16 protein-coding genes and 2 pseudogenes are annotated in these 19,153 nt (G+C 55.4%); 7 read left to right on the top strand and 11 right to left on the bottom strand.

The annotated features are described in order from the left end of the window. The 4 genes and pseudogenes from QT222_RS19405 to QT222_RS19420 all read right to left on the bottom strand — a co-directional run. Window positions 1-160, bottom strand: a pseudogene (locus QT222_RS19405) (alpha-ketoacid dehydrogenase subunit beta); the annotation flags it as partial. Next, window positions 157-1,305, bottom strand: coding sequence for a pyruvate dehydrogenase (acetyl-transferring) E1 component subunit alpha (gene pdhA / locus QT222_RS19410; RefSeq protein WP_004061077.1), 1,149 nt, complete (start codon window positions 1,303-1,305; stop codon window positions 157-159). The gene pdhA and the pseudogene QT222_RS19405, both read right to left, overlap by 4 nt. A 542-nt stretch (window positions 1,306-1,847) precedes the next feature. Then, window positions 1,848-3,275 carry a sodium-dependent transporter gene (locus tag QT222_RS19415; protein ID WP_014732729.1) on the bottom strand — a complete coding sequence of 476 codons (1,428 nt, stop codon included), beginning with the start codon at window positions 3,273-3,275 and terminating at the stop codon, window positions 1,848-1,850. A 169-nt stretch (window positions 3,276-3,444) separates the two neighbouring features. Continuing rightward, window positions 3,445-4,566: a pyridoxal phosphate-dependent aminotransferase gene (locus QT222_RS19420; protein ID WP_004061075.1), complete on the bottom strand. Its 1,122-nt coding sequence runs from the start codon at window positions 4,564-4,566 to the stop codon at window positions 3,445-3,447. A 931-nt stretch (window positions 4,567-5,497) separates the two neighbouring features. Here QT222_RS19420 and QT222_RS19425 point away from each other — a divergent pair. The 3 genes from QT222_RS19425 to npdG all read left to right on the top strand — a co-directional run bounded on the left by QT222_RS19425 (window position 5,498) and on the right by npdG (window position 8,643). Further along, window positions 5,498-6,859, top strand: coding sequence for an NAD-dependent succinate-semialdehyde dehydrogenase (locus QT222_RS19425; RefSeq protein WP_004061074.1), 1,362 nt, complete (start codon window positions 5,498-5,500; stop codon window positions 6,857-6,859). A 234-nt stretch (window positions 6,860-7,093) separates the two neighbouring features. After that, a complete protein-coding gene (locus QT222_RS19430) occupies window positions 7,094-7,873 on the top strand; it encodes an IclR family transcriptional regulator (RefSeq protein ID WP_014732730.1) in 780 nt (259 codons plus the stop codon). A 107-nt stretch (window positions 7,874-7,980) separates the two neighbouring features. Next, entirely contained in the window at window positions 7,981-8,643 is a 663-nt protein-coding gene (gene npdG, locus QT222_RS19435; protein WP_491478112.1) for an NADPH-dependent F420 reductase, read from the top strand. A gap of 205 nt (window positions 8,644-8,848) precedes the next feature. Here the strand turns inward: npdG and QT222_RS19440 are convergent, their stop codons facing one another. The 4 genes from QT222_RS19440 to QT222_RS19455 all read right to left on the bottom strand — a co-directional run bounded on the left by QT222_RS19440 (window position 8,849) and on the right by QT222_RS19455 (window position 12,310). Further along, a complete protein-coding gene (locus QT222_RS19440; RefSeq protein ID WP_014732731.1) occupies window positions 8,849-9,124 on the bottom strand; it encodes a DUF7576 family protein in 276 nt (91 codons plus the stop codon). Between the two features lie 850 nt (window positions 9,125-9,974). After that, window positions 9,975-10,730 (bottom strand): GNAT family N-acetyltransferase, encoded by a 756-nt coding sequence (locus QT222_RS19445; protein ID WP_004061071.1) that lies wholly within the window; start codon window positions 10,728-10,730, stop codon window positions 9,975-9,977. A 142-nt stretch (window positions 10,731-10,872) separates the two neighbouring features. Beyond that, entirely contained in the window at window positions 10,873-11,664 is a 792-nt protein-coding gene (locus QT222_RS19450) for a DUF2182 domain-containing protein (RefSeq protein ID WP_014732732.1), read from the bottom strand. A gap of 34 nt (window positions 11,665-11,698) precedes the next feature. Continuing rightward, on the bottom strand, window positions 11,699-12,310 hold the full coding sequence (locus QT222_RS19455; protein WP_014732733.1) for a DUF1326 domain-containing protein: 612 nt from the start codon (window positions 12,308-12,310) through the stop codon (window positions 11,699-11,701). Between the two features lie 533 nt (window positions 12,311-12,843). Here QT222_RS19455 and yciH point away from each other — a divergent pair. After that, entirely contained in the window at window positions 12,844-13,149 is a 306-nt protein-coding gene (gene yciH, locus QT222_RS19460) for a stress response translation initiation inhibitor YciH (RefSeq protein ID WP_491478113.1), read from the top strand. A 100-nt stretch (window positions 13,150-13,249) separates the two neighbouring features. Beyond that, window positions 13,250-13,981: a GNAT family N-acetyltransferase gene (locus tag QT222_RS19465; protein ID WP_004061067.1), complete on the top strand. Its 732-nt coding sequence runs from the start codon at window positions 13,250-13,252 to the stop codon at window positions 13,979-13,981. A 100-nt stretch (window positions 13,982-14,081) separates the two neighbouring features. Here QT222_RS19465 and QT222_RS19470 read toward each other — a convergent pair whose 3' ends face one another. Next, window positions 14,082-14,483 (bottom strand): hypothetical protein, encoded by a 402-nt coding sequence (locus QT222_RS19470; protein WP_004061066.1) that lies wholly within the window; start codon window positions 14,481-14,483, stop codon window positions 14,082-14,084. 474 nt (window positions 14,484-14,957) lie between these two features. Between QT222_RS19470 and QT222_RS19475 the strand changes: the two genes are divergently transcribed. Beyond that, complete coding sequence (locus tag QT222_RS19475) at window positions 14,958-15,923, top strand: ArsA family ATPase (RefSeq protein WP_491478114.1); 966 nt, start codon at window positions 14,958-14,960, stop codon at window positions 15,921-15,923. A gap of 91 nt (window positions 15,924-16,014) precedes the next feature. Here QT222_RS19475 and QT222_RS19480 read toward each other — a convergent pair whose 3' ends face one another. Beyond that, window positions 16,015-17,145, bottom strand: a complete 1,131-nt coding sequence (locus QT222_RS19480) for an ABC transporter substrate-binding protein (protein WP_491478115.1) — start codon at window positions 17,143-17,145, stop codon at window positions 16,015-16,017. A 323-nt stretch (window positions 17,146-17,468) separates the two neighbouring features. Here QT222_RS19480 and QT222_RS19485 point away from each other — a divergent pair, with 323 nt between their 5' ends. After that, complete coding sequence (locus QT222_RS19485; protein ID WP_491478116.1) at window positions 17,469-18,647, top strand: thiolase family protein; 1,179 nt, start codon at window positions 17,469-17,471, stop codon at window positions 18,645-18,647. A 61-nt stretch (window positions 18,648-18,708) separates the two neighbouring features. Here the strand turns inward: QT222_RS19485 and QT222_RS19490 are convergent. Continuing rightward, window positions 18,709-19,153, bottom strand: a pseudogene (locus tag QT222_RS19490) (DUF6498-containing protein); the annotation flags it as partial.

Raw genomic sequence — 19,153 nt, forward strand, 5'->3', positions numbered from 1 at the left:
CAGTAGCACGGAAGACGCCGCCGTTTTTCCCCACGTCTTCACCCAACACGACGACATCCTCGTTTTGGGACATCTCGGTGTAGAGACCATCACAAACCGCCTCGACGAGGTTTAACTGGTCGATCGGGGACTCGGCATCTGGTGCCGTCGTCGAACTCATTCTAGCACCCCGTTGAAGGGTTCGTCACCGTACTTTTCGCGGAGGGCATTGAGTTCCTCCTGCTGCTCCCGAAGCCGGTCGGGCATTTCGTCGTAGACGTATTCGAATATCTGGTTGGGGTCGGCTTCTGCGCGTTCAGCCTCCGCTATCGCATCACTGATCTTTGCTTCGATGCGGTCATCCAGTTCGGCTTCGAGACGCTCGTCGAGGATTCCCTCCTTGTACAGGTACTTCTGTAACCGGTCAACCGGGTCCTTTTCTTTCCATTCGTCCGCTTCGTCTCCGTCCCGGTACACAGATGGGTCATCTGCTGTCGTATGGGCACCGTAGCGGTACAGCACCGCCTCGATGAGCGTCGGGCGACGTTCGTCTCTCGCCGGATTCTTCGCCTTGTTGAGCGCCTCGTTCGTGACCTGATAGACCGCAAGCGGGTCGAGTCCGTCCACGCGGACACTTTCGATACCGTACGCCTGTGCCTTCTGCGCGATGGTCTCGCTCGCCGTTTGGCGCTCTCGGGGGACGGAAATCGCCCACTGGTTGTTGTTGCAGACGAAGACCGCCGGAACGTCGAAGACACCAGCGAAGTTCAGCCCCTCGTGGAAGTCGCCTTCGGAGGTCGCTCCATCCCCGAGGTGACAGAGCACGGCGCGGTCCGTTTTCTCCTGCAACTTGTGCCCCCAGGCCATTCCCATCGCTTGCGGCACCTGCGTTGCGATGGGGATGTATTCCGGCATGACGTTGACGCCGTCAGGAACTGCATAGCCTTCTCGAATCCCACGGAGGGGCTTCAGAAGCGAAGCCAACCGAACGCCGTGAACGTACTTCGCCGCGTGCTCACGGTACGTCGGGAATAGCCAGTCCTGGTCGTTCAGCGCATAGCTCGTTGCGACTTGCGCCCCCTCTTGCCCCGTCATGGGTGCATACGTCGCGATTCGTCCTTGGCGCTGGAAGCTGATTGCGCGTTGGTCGAACCGACGGGCGAGTTTGATGTCCTCGTACATCGAAACTAGCTCTTCGTCTGAGAGGTCTGGCACCGTCGCGTTCGGTCGCACGTTGCCGTCTTTATCTAGTATCTGAACTGGCTGCTCATCCGTCGGCACTGGACTGCTGGTGTCTTGCTGGTCGAGTTCCTTTTGTGCGCTCATTGGTGGTGGTCGATATACCGGTGGTTAGTCTGTCGTCTGTACCACGGCCGGTCTGGGCACCCACAGGACCGCTGGGAACGGGAGCTTGTGAGTTATTTCCAGAGGATGTGTCCGGTGCGAGGCCATGCGCGGCCTCGCATCGGAACGACTGCTGTCAGTTTAAATGTAAGGAGAAAAATCGCGCTAAAAATGGCATCCAGATGCCGAACTGGCTCGATTGCCGCGCGAATCTCTGGTTCACTGACGGTCACCATATTTACACCAATTGTGAGGTGATGACTTAATAGTTCTGTGAGAATTAATCACAATGATCGATGATGACGTACTCATAGCCAATACTCTGTAGGGACTCTGAGAAAATACTCTACTATCAATTGGCGTTTCATACATCTTAGTGTGGATTCATAGTTTGTTAATTATTTCTTATTCGTTGGGCGAGAATACTAACCCGCTTCCTGAGAGCTGTGATTCTCAGGACCATCGGGTCATCCGGAAGTTCTGTTTCTCTCGTTTTTCGACAGGGTATGAGAGGGGTGAATCGTCTAGTCCATGCTTTGGGTGGTCTTGGACGGTGTCTCACGCTCTGACCAGTGGACGAGCACGACAAATGGAATCGCAGTCAGAAGCGTGACGGCGAGTACTTCCATCGAATCGACCGAGTAGCCCGCGAGACTCAGGCTATCGGTGTAGAAAGAAAAGAGTAGGAATACCGGGAACACCGACCCGATGGCGTATCGCCAAACCCCCGCGAACGGACGAGAGAGGGAACCTGCTCCTTTGAGGTATTCTTCGACGGCGTCTGGTCCAAGTACCCACGCTGCATAGAACATAAACCCGATTAGACCGAGCGTCATGAGGAGGCTCACGAGATGACCTGCAACGAAGCTGAACACAGCTGCATTAAATGCGTTGGGCGCGCCCGTCGCGACGACGATAACGAAGAGACCCCGCGTAACCCGCGAGCGTTTAAGCCCAAATTCGTCGACGAGGAAGGACACGGGAATTTCGAGCATACTAATCGAACTGGTAATGGCGGCCAGTAGTACGACGAGGAAGAAGGTCGCTCCAAGGAGCTCACCAGCGGGGAGGTTTGCGAATGCACCAGCGATACTGACGAAGAGCGCTCCCGGACCACCGCCTGTCGGGCCGTCTGCATACGAAAAGAGGAGCGGGAAGACGACGAGACCAGCGAGGACACCGATTCCGAGGTTGAGGATTGCGATTGTTGAGGCGTCAAATGGGAGCGACCTGTCCTCCTCGATATAGGATGCGTAGGTAAGCATCGTCCCGCCACCAATCGAGAGGGTGAATAATGCTTGTCCGGCTGCCGAACTGACGACGGAGAGGAAGTTCTTTGAGAGATACTGTCCGTCGAACGAGAGATAGAACTGGTATCCCTGTGCTGCGTTTGGTTGGCGGAACGCCCAGATTGCCATGACGCTGAGGAGAATTGCGACACCGGGCATCATTATTTTCGTCGTTGTTTCGATGCCCTCTCTTACACCGACCATCACGATGAGTGCAGTTATGATGAGGAACAGCACCTGATACTGGAACGCACCTATCCCGTAGTTGACCGCCTCGAAGTGGGCACCGGGATTGGCGAAATACGCGCCTGTGAAACTCTCTATGAAGTACCGGAGAATCCACCCACCAACGACACTGTAGAACGAAATCAGTACAACCGATGTGAGGACACAGATTCCGCCGAGTAGCACCCACCCTCGTGAACCCTTGAGTGCTTTGAATGCACCGACCGGATTCCGATTCGAGCGCCTGCCAATCACGAGTGTCGCTAGTAGACCGGGAACTCCGACTCCTATAACGATGAACAGATAGGTTACGAGGAAGGCGCTGCCACCATTCTGCGCGGTCATCCACGGGAATCGCCAGATGTTCCCGAGTCCAACCGCGCTTCCCACCGCTGCGAGTATGAAGCCTATGCGGCTTGCCCACGTGTCACGTGACATACAACATCACACAACACGAATATCTTAATAAACTTTTCTGAAGGTTGTGGATGTTGGATGTTCGTTGCTTGATTACCGCTGCTAAGAGATACTGGGACACAGTTCGATGCTTCCAAGGTTGAAGCTGTGTGTCGTCAGCGTGAGAAAACAGTGGACGTAAAGCGTGGTTTTAGGGGGTCGCTCGTGTGACGGACTTCATGATTTCCAGCGCCTCCTTCAACGCTTCCACGTTTGTTGCGTAGGAAATCCGGGCATAGCCCGCTCCACGTTCCCCGAATACCTCTCCGGGAACGACGATGACGCCGTTTTCCAGTACGTCCGCGGCCCACCCCTCGGGGACTTCTGGCATCGCATAGAAGGCCCCTTCCGGTCGAGGCGTTTCTAGTCCAATATCGTCTAACCCATCTAAGAGAACGTCTCGACGGGTTTCGAACGCAGAGACCATCTCCTCGATGGGTTCCTGTGGTCCTTTGAGGGCGGCTTCGGCGGCGTATTGGGCTGGCGCACTTGCGCAAGCCTGAACGTACTGATGGACACGCAACATCCGCTCTATTCGGTCGTTGCTTGCAGTCACCCATCCGAGTCGCCACCCCGTCATCGAGTACGACTTCGAACACGCGTTCACTTGTACGACGTTGTCGGTCGTCGAAAACTCCATCGGAGAATGGTGTTCGCCTTCGAACACGATGTGCTCGTAGACTTCATCTAAGAGACACACTACGTCGTACTCGTCGGCGATGCGCGCAAACTCGCGCATGTCTGCCTTCGACTGCACCGCTCCGGTCGGATTCGCCGGGCTGTTGACGATGAAGAGGTCTGTATTCTCGGTGATTGCGTCTTCGACTGTCGCCGGGTCGAGAGTTAAGTCGTCCCGCAGTTCGACTGGTTTGGGCGTTCCTCCCGCAAGTACTGCAAGTTGCTCGTACGCGACGAATCCCGGGTCGGGGATGACAACCTCGCCACCCTGCCTGACGTGCGCTTCAATAGCGATATGAAGTGCCTCACTAGCACCGGATGTCGCGATGACGTTATCAGGCTCAATGGAAAGCCCGTTGTCCCGTTCGTACTTTTCGCTGATGGCTTCTCGCAGGCCTCGTATCCCCTTGTTGGCCGTGTACGAATCGACTAACCCCTCTTCGACTGCGGACAGTGCAGCGTCCCGAATATGCTCCGGGGTAGGGAAATCGGGTTGGCCGATGCCGAGGTTAATATCGCCCTCGCTTGCGCCCTCGAATACTTCCCTAATCCCGCTGATATCCATCTTCTCGACACGTGGTGCGTACTTACTCATTGGTTTGCTTCCCGGTATTCACGTCCAGTTTTCTCATGTGGTCCATACAGATGCGATTTAGCGGTCTCTGTGTCAGTTCGCCCTTCTCCAAGGGTTTCGCAGCGAGCTTCACACTCGGAGAATAACCTTGGAGACCAGATGCTTGCTGCACCCAAGGCTGGTCGTTGGGCTGTACACTACATGCCATGGTAGCGTCTGCAAACTTTCAGCCACCAAGTAAAAGTGTTCTGCTGCGACAGGTACCCGGTACGTTCTGGGTCGATTCGGCAGTGGAAGAATCGACCTCTGTACGAATCTCTCGGATTTTGAATCATGCATGAATAGCGATTATTTGTATAATTTCTTCACCATATTGGGAGCTTAAACAATAGATGTTCTGTATGTTGCCGTTCTATCCCTTTCCTATATCAACACCTCATACACTAGTTCGGAGTAGACTAATACGAGTTACTTGGATACAGAAGTATTTGAGCCGGACACACGACGATGGGTATCTGGATTTCCTGCGGGGTTAAGAGCCAGCCCAGTATTGGAAACTATAGTAGCGTTTGCAAGTCAGTGCACACTCGTTCGACCGCTGTCGTGCAATCGTATGTGTCACCAGTTACAAACGCTACTATATGTTCAGTGATATCTCTACTTCATACACAAGAAGAGAGCTTCACTCCGGACGAAACCGCGAAAGGAGTATCCGAGTGACTCACACACGTTACAGTTCTACGTGTGTAACGCCGGTCCTGCTGGATTTCGTCTACCGACGAGGTCCACGGTGGACAGTCGTATCCGAGTAACTCGGATTCATGACGCTATCCTGTCTCGGGTGTATGCCGGGGATATAGCTGGGTGGTTGTCCGTTGTTCCTCTGGATGTTTTCGGCAACACGGTACATTCAGGATAATACCTATTGTTTCGGAGTTATATGTCATAGCTGATGGACTCCGTTAATCCTGCGACGGGAGAGCGAATCGGGACGTACGAAGCGGACAGTACAGCGGTGGTCGAGTCAAAGCTCGAAACCGCCGCTGAAACGTTCGTTGAGTGGCGCGAACGACCGCTTCGTGAGCGAGAGGAACTCCTCGCCGCTGCTGGCGACGTACTTCGCGAGAACGAAGAGCGGTATGCGACGTTGATGACTCGTGAGATGGGAAAACCCATCTCCCAGGCACGTGCGGAAGTACAGAAATGTGCGTGGGCGTGTGACCACTATGCTGAATATGCGAGTGCCTATCTCGAACCGGAGCACCACCCGAGTCCGCCCGGAACGAAAGTAAAGACCGTCCACGAACCGCTTGGTCCGGTACTGGCGGTGATGCCGTGGAATTACCCGTTCTGGCAGGTCATTCGATTCGCCGCTCCGTACATCACTGCTGGTAACGTTGGGTTGCTCAAACACGCCTCGAACGTCCCGGGATGTGCACAGGCGCTCGAAGAGGTCTTTCTCGAAGCGGGCTACCCGGAAGGGGCCTTCCAAAGCCTCATGGTCGGGTCTGAGAAGGTCGACAGTGTCATCGAAGATGACCGAGTCCGCGCTGTGACACTTACCGGAAGTGGGCCTGCTGGACGCGCGGTCGCGGAGACGGCTGGCAAAAACCTGAAAAAAACGGTGCTTGAACTCGGGGGAAGCGACCCGTTCATCGTCCTCGACGATGCCGACCTCGATGCTGCCGTCGAGACCGGTGTTCTGGCCCGGAATCAGAACAATGGGCAGTCGTGTATCGCCGCGAAACGCTTTATCGTCCACGAAGCGGTCTACGAGACATACGTTGACCGACTCGTGAGTGCCTTTGCGGACCAGACGATTGGCGACCCGATGGACACAGAAACAGATATTGGTCCACAGGCGGACCCAGACCTGATGGCTGGCCTCCACGAACAAGTGACTGCCAGCGTCGAAGCTGGTGCAACTGTTCGTACGGGTGGTGAACCGCTTGACCGTACAGGCGCATATTACCCTCCCACGGTGCTGACGGACATCCCCGCAGGGTGTCCAGCCGATACGGAAGAACTGTTCGGGCCAGTCGCAGCGGTGTACAAAGTTAGTGATGCCGAGGAAGCAGTCGACGTGGCCAACGACACGCGATTCGGTCTCGGGGCGAGTATTTGGACGGCTGATAGAGAACGTGGCGAACGTCTGGCGAATCGGATTGACGCTGGATGCGTCTACGTGAACCAACTGACCAAATCTGACCCTCGTGTTCCGTTCGGCGGAATCGGTGACTCGGGATACGGCCGTGAACTCTCCGGACCCGGTATTCGAGAGTTCGTCAATCGCAAGACCGTTTGGGTGGAATAGTACTGTCTGAATAGTTCGCAAACAGCCACCCACCCGTTATCTGGAACTCAGTCGAGTGACGACCGTCTGTCCCGGTCGGTATACAACTAGCCGGGTCAGCAAGGTCGGTATATAACTAGCAAGTTCAGTACACAACCAGCAAGGCCAATATATAACCACGCAAATTTCAGCAACTGAGATATGCCTCGCGTTTTCGGGACAAGAGCTAAATCGTAGATACTTCGATGATAAAATATGACTAAACAATCCCGTTCGAATCGTCCGGTAACCACGACGGAGTCATCGATTCAAATCTTGCAACGACTAAAGGACAACCCGGGCCGCACGCTCGATGAACTCACCGAGGAACTCGACATGGCTCGCAGTACTATCCATCGACATCTCCTCACTCTCGAGGACAATGACCTGCTCTTCAGAGAGAACGGGCAGTTCTATCTCAGCCTCTGGCTCTTAGACTTCGGAATCAGCGCTCGTGACCGCATCTCGTTTTTCGATGTCGCCCGAAAACAGGTCGACCGCTTAGCTGAAGAGACCGGGGAGAAAGTCTGGCTCGTCGCGAAGGAGGGAGACTATAGCGTTCACTTGTACAAAGCCTCGGGTGCGAGTCCGTTAGAGACGTCTGCCCGTGTTGGCCAACGTCGGCATCTCCACCAACTCGCTGCCGGGAAGGCGATTCTGGCGTATCTTCCCGAAGAAGAAAGCCAAGGAATCATCGACCGGCAAGGGCTGGTGGAAGCAACTGGACAGACGATTACTGACAGAGAAGCGCTCTTCGAAGAGTTAGCGGAGATTCGGGAACGAGGATACGCGTTCAACCTCGGTGAATCGATTGAGGGACTGAATGCAGTTGGGGCTCCAATTCGTGACGAAGAGGGCATGCCGGTCGGTGGAATCAGTATCTCTGGCCCCGCCAATCGGGTTAAAGGAGGTCTCTTGAAAGATGAACTACCGGATAAGTTACTGGCCACAATCGACGAGATACACATCAATATCAGATACGGGGGGTCCCGCTAAGAGCCCGCCAATCTGGGCATCTCCCGGTTTCGGGTGCGCTTGAACAGGATACCAGCCCACGTTGCTCTTTCACAATGTTATTTACCTCTCTAATGACAAGACGGTGTATGCGAATCGCAATAGTCGGCGGTACCGGAGACTTCGGACGGGGGATTGCAGTTCGACTCGGAGCGCATACGGACCACGAGCTCACCATCGGGTCTCGAACTGCGGAGAAAGCAGTCGACGCGGCGGCAGCATACTGTGAAATCATCGATTACCGGAGTACTGAAAGTATCTCTGGGGCATCTAATGACCGTGCTGTGAGTACCGCTGAAATCGCGATACTGGCAGTTCCCCCGTTTCATATCCGGGATACGGTTCGCGGTCTCTCCGAGCAACTGAAAGAGACGACGCTCGTCACACCTGCTGTCGGACTTGCGAAAGATGAGACTGGCTTTCATTACCGGCCTCCGGACGAAGGAAGCGTCACCGAGTTAGTTGCCGACGTAGCACCGGACGAGACCCCAGTCGTCGGTGCCTTTCACAACCTCCCGGCAGGGAAACTCGCGGACCTCGAGACGGATCTCGACGTTGACACCCTAGTCGTCGGTAACGACCCGGATGCAAGAGGAAGAGTTGCGTCACTCGCAGAAGAAATTGAGGGTATCACCGCGTATGAAGCGGGACCGATAACTAATGCTTCGGAAATTGAGGGAATAACGCCGTTGCTCATCAATCTCGCTCGGTATAATGAACAACTTCAGGATGTGGGTGCCAGATTTTGCTAACAACCACAGAGTGGGGCGAAACTGACCGCTCTCTCCGGCCATTGAACTGAGTTAGGCGTCGTTGTGCGCATTGTCGAGGTACCCATCCCCAGACACGTCACACTCGACAACCTTTTTTGAAGCGAAAACAGCCCTCACAGACTATCTGGCAGCGGTGGCGAACCGATGTCTTAGTCGACAGGTTTCGTCTCGAAAGGGTACGCTACTACCGTCCACCGAAACAAGAGGTCGAACACGCTTCGGTACAGAAGGCGTAGTCGGATATCTCGCCGTTAGAATCACGGACGGTGACATTCCGATACCGCGTCTTTTCTTCAATCTCTTCTCCGCAGTAATCGCACCGATGCGTAGAAAGACGGTCTAGTGACACTCGGATGGACCGTCTTTCAACGTTTACAGACGCCGGCTTCGGTATCTGTTGTGCCTGTGCAGCGGTTACCGTCTGTTGGTCACGATACGTGTGTTTGTTATGTGCGTTCATATTGGTCGTTGGATGGTTGTCGTAGTTAGTGTGCAAGCGCCTCGTGGCTGGGGTCAGTTGATCCGGAAGTTCGTCGTTGAAACTTTCCGAGTCAAACCACAACTGGCGTTTTCTACCTGCGCGTGGGTGGTTGCCCACACCGTGGTAGTCTACGCCAGTTTATATGTGAAAAATGTAAAGAACGTAAAAATGGAACCGAGAGGCTCAAGAACGGTCGAACACCGGGACGAGTGGCTTGAATCGCAAGCCATCGATATTCCCGAAGACATAGTAAATCCAACTATGGCAATCTACTTAATAGTTGCGTGCTACCATGAATCACAATTCACGGTCACGTTGAGACTATTGATGCCCCGGCCGAGGTGCCAATGTGAAACGAATTACGGTTTCTCTAATCGAAATTCAAGAACAATATATTCTATATTATACAATATAATTCTGGTTTCTTGTCCGACTTCCAACTCGTGAGTTATGGATGTTCCCGATTTGCACCGGGGGAGTTGATTCGACACTTGAGATGAGTTCGTTCGACCAAATCCAGTTGATGTACGTTCTAAACGCAAGGCAACGCCCTGGTTGTGATTCCTTCCTACGAGAGAAGCGGCTTCAAGGAACTCGATTTTCGGTACTCTATGAAGGAATGTGGCCGCTACCCCCCTACACTGTCTTGTCGGAACAACTCAATGCAATATTGTGTTATTCCTCCGATTGATTGTGCTAGGTGTACAATCTTCTACTCCATAAAAACTAGTTTCAGTGTGTCTGCGGAGAATAGACTGGGTTCTCTACCCCATCTACCACGTACTGAACACACGTGAACCTGTAACAGCGAAACCGATACGGCGATTGGTTAGAGATACGCCGAGTCCCAGCGCGAGGGACGGCGCTTATTCCCGCAGTTGTTACAGATGACTCTTCCCATCGAGTCCATCGACACCTCGAAACTCTCGCAGTTGCCACAGAAGTAGCCGTACCGGTTTGCGCGTTCCTCGTCGACGTAGCTGACGTAGAACGGTGCCTGTGAGCCGCGGTCGCTCTCGTCGAATGCCACGTAGACAGTCCTGCTGTCTACCGTACGAGGGTCGAGAGGGGCTGCGACCTCGTCTTCGGTTCCGAGGAACTTTTCGAAGACTCGTTCGTCGTACTGTTCCGAACCGAGGTCGATACGACGACTATCGACTTCCTCGTAGCCGTGGTGTTCGTAGAAGTCGGCCCCTAGTTCGTTGAGTTCGAGGACTTTTCCCGTCAGACGCGCGGCTCCGTGGTCGACGAGACCTTCTTCAGTCCGGGTAAGGAGCCGAGCCCCGATACCGCGGTCTCGGTGCTCAGGGTGGACGTGTAACCAACTGATTTGACCGGTAACGTCTCCTTTGCCCCTGAGATAGCTCTGTGAGAACGCGACGATGTCGCCGCTATCGTCACAGACGAGAAAGAGTGTGTTATCGTCGTCGAGTTCGGCTGTGAGTTCATCGTCGCCGTACCACTCCTCGACCGAGCTCTCGATGAGCGTTTCGTCGAGTGCGTGGCCGTACGACGCCACAAGCGAGTCGTGTGCAACTTCTCGGATGCCGTCGGTGTCCGCTGTCGTCGCCTCACGGATGTCCATAGAGAGTGTGTGGTACGATAACATAAAAATGTAGCCGCGGCCAGATGTTTTTCGCGCGGATGGACGATATCTGAGAGCCGAGAACGAGGGCGATGGAACCCCGAAAAAGCGAGCAACAACGGGTGATACGACAGATACCCGCTCACACGACTGCTAGCAGGATAAAGACACCACCCCCGACTCCGGCCGCCACGCCGACTCCTCTGGCTAATCTATCTCCCCATTTAACTACGCGCTCCAGTGATAACAGCACCGTGATAACAGCCATCCACAGGATGTTCATCGACCCGACGACTACCATGACGGCGAACAACGCCCAACAGCATCCCACACAGAAGACGCTGAATCGGAAACTCATCCGTGCTGCCCCGCGAATTCCTGGCTGGTGAAATTCCATCAGAAAGCCGAGTGGCGTCCGGCAGTATTTCAGACACCGGTGCTTGTACGGAGACAGTTGATACGCCGATAGTAACACGAGCGTTCCACCGAACAGAAGCGTACTGTGCTGGTTTGCGATGGTCGCAATCGGTAGTACGGCGTTCACGATGAGTGGGATGATGCCGGTAAGCGCCCAGACGAGTGCATACGTCCCCATGAAAGCACTCACGCGTGCTGCCTTGCCTGCCTTGGTCGTCCCGTCTATCGTTTTGTAGTAGAGTCGGAACAGCGGTACCGACGATGGGTACATCATTGCGACCATCATCACGCCCCACATGACCAGATAGAGGCTGACACCGGTCAGTCCATTCGAGAGTGCCATCGCTTCTGGCGCTCCAGGGTCGGACATGTGGAGTCCCGATACTGACCCCGGCATCGGGAGCCATCGCGCCATGATTGCTACCCACGCGAGGAGTGCGATTCCGTAGGTGAAGAGCGCGACGAACGGCATCTGTCGAAGGCTGAACTGGTCTCGAAGCGAGGTTCGCGTGGGCATTGCGTGGGTTGGCAGATGCGTCAGGTGTTCTGTATCAGGTGTTCGCTAGCTCGAAATCCCCAAGGTACGAGTTGTTCCCGGAGACGTCCCACGCGAAGTCGTCGTCGTACGACACGGTCGCTGTCGTCGACTTCCCGGTCTGCATCTCCCGGCTTTTCGTGAGTGGATGAGGTGAGATGGTCCCGAGTTCCTCATTGAATCCGGGGATGCCGACAACTTCCATGGAGGCGACATCACCGATTGAGACGGAGATATCGGCGTCGTCCCGGATGAAGGTGATTGGGATACTCGTGACCTCCGCGCTTTCGACGTGGGCGTCGGCAACGGCGGCCCAGATTCCTCCGGCCCGGCCGAGGTAGATATCTTCGAGTGCGGCTTGTTGCTCGCCGTCGGCGTCCTCATCGACGAGGAGCACGATGTGCCACGCGACATCGGGGTCGAACATGACTCCCTCGTCCGTATACACGAGCATTCCTACCGCCAACCCGCCCAAGTCGACATCTCCATAGTGTCCGTCTTGGATGTCCCACGCGAGTGAAACCGTGCAAACATCGCCGTCAGGTGGTTCTAACCAGATACACTGACACGCGATATCGCAGTTGCATGCTTCAACGTAATCGCCTGTAAGGTGCCATTCTTCGGTCATCGTAGTAATAGTGTGTCATATGTCATCATTAATCATATTAAGTCTACTGTCAGTCGTCGTGAGGACCACTCAGTTGGTTTACTGGCATCACCGACAACGGTGGGTGCTCAGTTGGGCGCGTTCCGGCCCGGCTTCCCCACTCCGGCCGAAGTCGGGCTCACTCCAATCGCCCCCCGAGGTGGATCAGTCAGCCACTCCTTCGAGAGTGTCCTCTAAATGTGCAACTGGGTATCGCAGCCACCGCAGCGATGTCCTTGTTTCGTCTAATAGCACCCCACTGTTTCCGGAGTAAAGCCTCTATTCATGCCTTCACACACTGGAATTCGGCGATAACCGCTAGCGAGGAAACTACAGTTGTAACGTTATATCTGTGTGGCCTCCAGTAAGTCAACTCTCCCGATTCGAACCTCTCGACCACTGAAGTGACCTCCAGTGTGACACCGCCGAAGAAAGGAATCGTCGGCTCGATTAGCGCCTCGAGTTTGGTATATTCCAACTACAGGCTCATGTCGTTCGGAGACGGACATATGTATGTGACAAAGGACACACGCAGCAACATCACTGGCTTACCAGACGACCTCGGAATCGGGGACGACCTGACACGGTCACAGCAGCGCGTCTCGATTCACGTCGACACCCGCAGGTACGGAAAACCCATGACCGTTGTCGAAGGACTCGACCTTCCGCGCGGAGAACTGGAATCCCTCGCGTCGACCTTGAAGCGCCGCCTCGCAGTTGGCGGGACGATTTCCGATGCGGGTACTATCGAACTCCAAGGCGAACACAGCGACCGTCTCGAAGCAGCACTCCGTGAGGAAGGCTTCGACGTACTGAGCTAATCGGTCACAGCCATCTATGCGAATACACTCACCCATATATTTGGCACGCGGTAACGATGGGCAAGAAATAAACGGATGGTTCCCGAATCATCAGGGGAATATGCAAGCAACCGAGCGCCCAACGTTCGAATCTGAGGCCAGCAAACGGATTTACGAGTACGTTGAGCGACACGGGACCGCGAAGCGGAACGTGCTCCTCGATATCGCTCCCGTTTCGTCCGACGAATTCCAAGTCGAGCTTGATCGCTTGAAGTCGAGAGGGTACCTGGAAGAAGACGGTGGAACGCTCCAGTTAGCGCTCAAAGTCGGTGCGATCGAAGAGTACGAGTCCGACGTAGGGGTGGTCACTATCCGACCCGCCCGCCAGCAGGATTTCCAGGGGCTCGTCGACACCATTCGAGACGTCACGGCGGAGGAGACGTACGTCGTCGCCGAAAGTATCGCCGAACAACTCCTCTACGAGGAGACAGTCACGCGCCATAATCAGATAAAGTCTCGCGTGTTCTTCATCGCCGCAATTGACGACGAAGTCGTCGGCTGGACGCACCTCGACCTCCCCCAGTTAGCGAAGGTTCAGGAGACCGCACAGCAGACTGTTGGTGTCAAAGAGGAGTATCACGGCCACGGTATCGGCAGTCAACTCCTGCAGCGAGGACTCGATTGGGCTGAGGCAAACGGCTATCGGAAGGTCTACAATAGCATTCCAATGACGAACGACCGTGCCATGGAATTCCTCGGTGCGCATGGCTGGGAGACTGAGGCGATTCGCAGAGACCATTATACGATCGACGGCGAGTACGTCGACGAAGTGATGATGGCGTATCGATTCTGAGTTGCAACCTGCTACTCCTCAGACTCCAACACGCCAGATAGTGAACGAGTGGTGCGTCGGTCCCGGTACGTGAGCACTGAAGCAGCTGTGAACCACGCTTTCAGGAAGTGGACAGACGCTTTACGCCAAGCCCGAGTGAGCCACCGAGTGTTCCGAGGATAAGTGCGGCAATCAGTCCGACAACGCCGGCCCATACGACTCGGAAGAGTGGGCCTGGCGGTTTTCCAGTGATGCCGACTCCACCGAGATGAATTCCGAACCCTGCTTCGAGGGCGAAAGCGAACAGCCACGTTCTCCGTAGCCCGCCATCACGAACAGCAATGAGAGCACTTAGCGCAAGAAGGCCGACAGCAAGAAACTCCCACCGGATAATTTCAACGAGCAGGTCGACCCTCGAAACGACGGTGAAAAAGACAGCCGAACAACTGAACAATCCAACCGCAACTAGCAGTGTTTGAATGCGCTGGTACCGGGAGGGATTAGCCCCACGTAACAACGTCATAGTCTAGTGATTGTGGTTGTCTGACATATGTGTGCCGTGGGTTGTATTCAAATACTGTAAACATATACAATATATAAATTCGTATTACGAATATGGTAGTTGTATATGAATTACTATATTCAAATATTGGCCCTGTTTCACTGGAATCCGGTTCTATACCCTCTCTCGTAGGGTGTCTGAGGGTGATGAGTTCTGTACCGTGAAGTGTCTCGGAGTCAACTCCTGTGGTATTTGCCCTGTACTTCTGTGAAGTCAGATAATGATTCTAAAGTATCGTACTTTGAAGTATCTCCAACGGTTGTCGCCACGACGGGCGAGACCGCGTGGACGTACATGGGTAAATCCGTTCCCGTATCACGTTTCTTTCGGCACGTTCGGAATTCACGTCGCCGCTAGTACTCGGCGTTGCATTGACGATTGTCGTGTGAAGGGTCGCCCACGGTTTTGTAACGTCACGCACCCTACATCAGTGCGATGACCGAGACAGAACATCCGCACGGTAACGAGACCGACATCATCCTGTACGGTGGGAAAGGTGGCGTCGGAAAGACGACCTGTGCGGCGGCGCACGCCCTCGCACTTTCGAAGCAGAGGGAGGGAAAGACGCTCGTCGTCTCGACCGACCCTGCCCATTCACTCGGCGCTGCTTTCGAACGTGGGCTTAGTGGGGAGCCTACGGAGATTACTGACTCGTTGAGTGCTATCGAAGTTGACTCCGAAACCGGACAGAAGGCCTACCAGCGTGTCGTCGAGGCTCTCGCCGACGAGTTTCGCGACGCCGGGCTACGGCTGGGGGACGACGATTTGGAGCGGCTATTCGAGTCCGGACTCGTCCCCGGTGGCGACGAGGTGGCCGCACTGGAGTACATCGCCCGCTACGCTGACGCCGGGTACGACCACGTCGTGTTCGATACTGCGCCAACTGGACATACACTCCGTCTACTCGACCTGCCTGAGGTGCTCGGAGAGACACTCGGTGTTGCTGGTGACGTTCAACGACGCGTCCGACGGACTGCACAGGCGGCCAAGAGCGTGTTCCTCGGGCCAGCGGCGTACTGGGGCGCAAGTGGCAACTCTGACGAGATGGTGTCGCTGCAAGAGCGTGTGGGTTCGGTTGGTGAGTTGTTGCGTGACCCTTCGCGGACCAGTTTTCGCGTGGTGCTCACTCCAGAGCGGATGGCGATTGCTGAAGCTGAACGGTTAGTTGAGAGACTCGGTGAAGCGTCGGTTTCGGTCGACTGTGTAGTGGTAAATCGTGTCTTCGAGAATTTCGAAGAGTGTCGTTGTGAACGATGTCAGCGTGATGCTGAGCGACATCGGAAGCGCGTAGAAGAGATTGAGGAGCGGTTTTCGTTGCCGCTCCGGCGTGTGCCACAGTTGGAGGGTGAGGCACAGGGCGTAGCTGCGCTTGAGAGATGTGGGGAGTATCTGATGAGGTAGTCAGTTGGAGCGTCCCATAGCATGCTTGGCACACTAGGATCGGTTTAATTACTAAGTTATGACCACGGACAAGTTACCGGAGCGGTTGGTCTCAAGTGTTCCCGAGGATAATGTCGGCGAGGCGCTGGCGGTCGAATAGCTGGTCTTCGGTAAACTCGTCGTCGAAGATTTGCTGTGCAACCTGCTCAGTCTGGAAGAGGTTGATGATCGGGCCTTGATCGAGGTAGCCACCTTGGTAAATCTCACCGTTCTGCACGGCGCTCAGTTTGCTCGCGACCATGTGGTCTTCCAGGTGTCTGCCGATGGTCTCTTCGAATTCCGCGCGGTCTTTCTGCTCTTGGCCACGGATGAGGAGCATATCGGGATCGATATTGAGAAGCGTCTCGAATCCCACTTTGAGGCTTGTGTCCCCAGCATAGTGACCAACGTCAGTTCCCTCGAAGGCGTCACGGAGACGCAGGTCACGCCACTGTTTCTTGCCAACGCCACCGTCGTAGAGCTGATACGGATAGAACGCCTCGGGCGACTCTTCGGCCGGATAAAGCAACACCGCTTCGGGATGTTCTTCGGGCAGTCGTTCCTGAAGGTCGGTGAGGAACTCGTCGTGGAACGTCTTGAACTGTCGGTAGCGCTTTTCGCGCTGGAAGACCTTTGCGACTTTCTCGAAGGCCGTGTACAGCGAGTAGTAGGGATAGTCGTGCCAGCCATCGCTGCGGCGGCGGATGAAATTCCCGAAGAAGGGGCCGACCTTGTCCGTAATCTCTTTCACATCGCTTTCATCCCAATTGTACCAGTAGATGAGCTGATTGGGTTCCATGAAGTGGATATCGGCGTCCATCTCGTAGAAGCGCTCTTTGTCTACCCCGTCCTGATGGATCGTCGTCACTTCATCTGGGTCGTACTCCACACCTGGCAACTCCTCGTAGAAGTGCGAGGCGTATCGATAGGGCAACTGTATCCCGAGGCTTTGGCCCACGTCGAGGGCGACTCCCATGTCGGCGTAACTCGGCAGTAGCGCCACCCAGTCTTCCGGAGGTTCATCGAACGTTACCGGACCCATCGGCTCCATCGAGACGGTGTATGAACCGCCTGTCGATTCGGCTGCTGTGTTTTCTAGTCCACTCGTTGAATCGGCTGATTCGCCGCTGTTGCCGCCGAGACAGCCAGTTAGTAACCCCGTTGTTGTCCCCACGCCGCTTGCGATAAACGTTCTTCGCCGCATTATTTTTAGGCTAGCCTAAAACTATATAATTCTATTGAAAGGAGATGACGAGGGAGTCGGTCCCCATCGTGAGTGACTCAGAGGTCGGTTGAGCACTACCCAATCAGCCTACTGTCTCTATCGTCACGGCCACGAGGCGATAGTAGTCGCGTAGAACAATACAGCATCTCATGTGCAAACAGATAGCGAGATAATGTGTCTATATAAAATAATATCAGAAAGTGATCGTTGTAGAATTCACACCTACCCTAGAGGGAAGGATTCCCGCTTTGCAAGAAGGTGGGTGGCGAGAAATGAAGTAGTTGGAATTTCAACAAGACTGTATGGCAAATACCGTCCTCATTGATGGTGTCCGGACACCTCACGGAACACTGCTCGGAGCGCTCGCTGATGTTGCGGCTGTTGAACTGGCACGGACGGCAATCGACGGCTTGCTCGACCGAACCAGCGTGCCTGCTGATGAGATTGAATGGGTCTCGCTCGGCAATGCCATCCAAGCCGGTATTGGGCAGGTTCCAGGGAGACAGGTGGTAGTCGAGTCGACCCTCCCAAACGACACGCAGACCACGACGCTGAACGAGGCCTCCGGGTCTGGAGTCCGTGCCATCACGCTCGCAGCCGACCGGATTAGTGCTGGACGGGCTACGTTCGCCATCGCCGGTGGCTTCGAGTCGATGACGAACGCCCCGTGGATACTTCCCGACTACCGCAAGGGGCGACGACACGGCGACGTCACGATACGTGATTCGATGATTCTCGACTCGTTGTGGGACGTGAACCTCGATGTGCACATGGGTGAGATCGCAGAACGACTCGTCGACCGGCACGACGACACGTACGACCTCTCCCGGGAGGCACAGGACCGCTACGCGCTCGAGAGCCACAAGCGGGCCGCGGCAGCCAACGAGGCTGGTGATTTCGACGAGGAAATCGTCCCCGTGGAGACGCCAGACGGCCGCGTCGAACGTGATGGGGGACCGCGGCCGGATTCGACGATGGACGACCTCGCAAGCCTCCCCAGCGCGTTCCGTGACGACGGAACCGTCACCGCCGCCAACGCCTCGAAACTCTCAGATGGCGCGGGCGTCGTGCTCCTGGCCGACGACGCCGCTGCTCAGGAGATGGGCGTCGATCCGATGGCCGAACTAGTCGACTACCGCATCGTCTATCGCGACCCCGACGAGTTCAACGAGGCGGTCGGTGACGTCGTCGAGACGGTGCTCACCGAGAACGATCTCACGGTCGACGACATTGGGACCTGCTGGATAAACGAGGCCTTCGCTGCGCAAGCGGTGTACGTCATGGAGCGGGTCGGTATCCCCCGTGAAAAGATGAATCCCCGGGGCGGGGCTATCGCGTTTGGCCACCCTATCGGTGCCTCTGGAGGCATGATTACGGCGGCAATGGCCCACGAACTCCACGCCGAGAATCTGGAATACGGGCTCTCAGGGATGAGTATCGGGGGCGGCGGGGCTATCATGTCGCTCTGGCGTCGTCGCTAACCACCTGCCCGGTAGGAGAGCCACTCGATTTCTGTCGTTCCGAGAAACGACCGGGGCGAGGTCAGGCATCGAGCAGCCGCGCGACCGCATCGACATCCGTGAGGTACGCAATCTTGTGGCTCTCACCGTTATACCGGTCAAGGCGGACTGTCCCAAACCAGTCGGGGAGTCTGGAGGCGAGGAACCCGTTGCCAATGGTTACGTCGGATATGTCTTCTCGGGGAATCGACCACTGTGCCTCGCTGGTTAGTGTGTTGTGGGCGACGACAGCGTCGGGATACACACGATAAACGAGGTGCCCGCCCACGATCCATCCGACGGCGAGTTGTGCAAGTACTCGAACGGCGACGACAACCGCGGCACCAGCCACAACGCCGATAGCCGGACCGTGGGGAGTACCGAATAAGTTACTGCCAACCAACATCCCTGTCAGTCCGCCGAGGAGGACGAAAAAAAGCGTAGGCCCGAGGAACGAAGAGAGCACACCGACGAACACCGAGGTGGTG

This window comes from Haloferax sp. s1, assembly GCF_058382125.1.

Bases quoted from the DNA above. Each gene is read 5' to 3' on its own strand.
- QT222_RS19425 (WP_004061074.1), top strand. From the start codon at position 5,498: ATGGACTCCGTTAATCCTGCGACGGGAGAGCGAATCGGGACGTACGAA.
- QT222_RS19480 (WP_491478115.1), bottom strand. From the start codon at position 17,145: ATGCGGCGAAGAACGTTTATCGCAAGCGGCGTGGGGACAACAACGGGG.
- QT222_RS19470 (WP_004061066.1), bottom strand. From the start codon at position 14,483: ATGACGTTGTTACGTGGGGCTAATCCCTCCCGGTACCAGCGCATTCAA.
- npdG (WP_491478112.1), top strand. From the start codon at position 7,981: ATGCGAATCGCAATAGTCGGCGGTACCGGAGACTTCGGACGGGGGATT.
- QT222_RS19455 (WP_014732733.1), bottom strand. From the start codon at position 12,310: ATGACCGAAGAATGGCACCTTACAGGCGATTACGTTGAAGCATGCAAC.
- pdhA (WP_004061077.1), bottom strand. From the start codon at position 1,305: ATGAGCGCACAAAAGGAACTCGACCAGCAAGACACCAGCAGTCCAGTG.
- QT222_RS19465 (WP_004061067.1), top strand. From the start codon at position 13,250: ATGCAAGCAACCGAGCGCCCAACGTTCGAATCTGAGGCCAGCAAACGG.
- QT222_RS19450 (WP_014732732.1), bottom strand. From the start codon at position 11,664: ATGCCCACGCGAACCTCGCTTCGAGACCAGTTCAGCCTTCGACAGATG.
- QT222_RS19485 (WP_491478116.1), top strand. From the start codon at position 17,469: ATGGCAAATACCGTCCTCATTGATGGTGTCCGGACACCTCACGGAACA.
- QT222_RS19420 (WP_004061075.1), bottom strand. From the start codon at position 4,566: ATGAGTAAGTACGCACCACGTGTCGAGAAGATGGATATCAGCGGGATT.
- QT222_RS19475 (WP_491478114.1), top strand. From the start codon at position 14,958: ATGACCGAGACAGAACATCCGCACGGTAACGAGACCGACATCATCCTG.
- QT222_RS19415 (WP_014732729.1), bottom strand. From the start codon at position 3,275: ATGTCACGTGACACGTGGGCAAGCCGCATAGGCTTCATACTCGCAGCG.
- QT222_RS19440 (WP_014732731.1), bottom strand. From the start codon at position 9,124: ATGAACGCACATAACAAACACACGTATCGTGACCAACAGACGGTAACC.
- QT222_RS19430 (WP_014732730.1), top strand. From the start codon at position 7,094: ATGACTAAACAATCCCGTTCGAATCGTCCGGTAACCACGACGGAGTCA.
- QT222_RS19445 (WP_004061071.1), bottom strand. From the start codon at position 10,730: ATGGACATCCGTGAGGCGACGACAGCGGACACCGACGGCATCCGAGAA.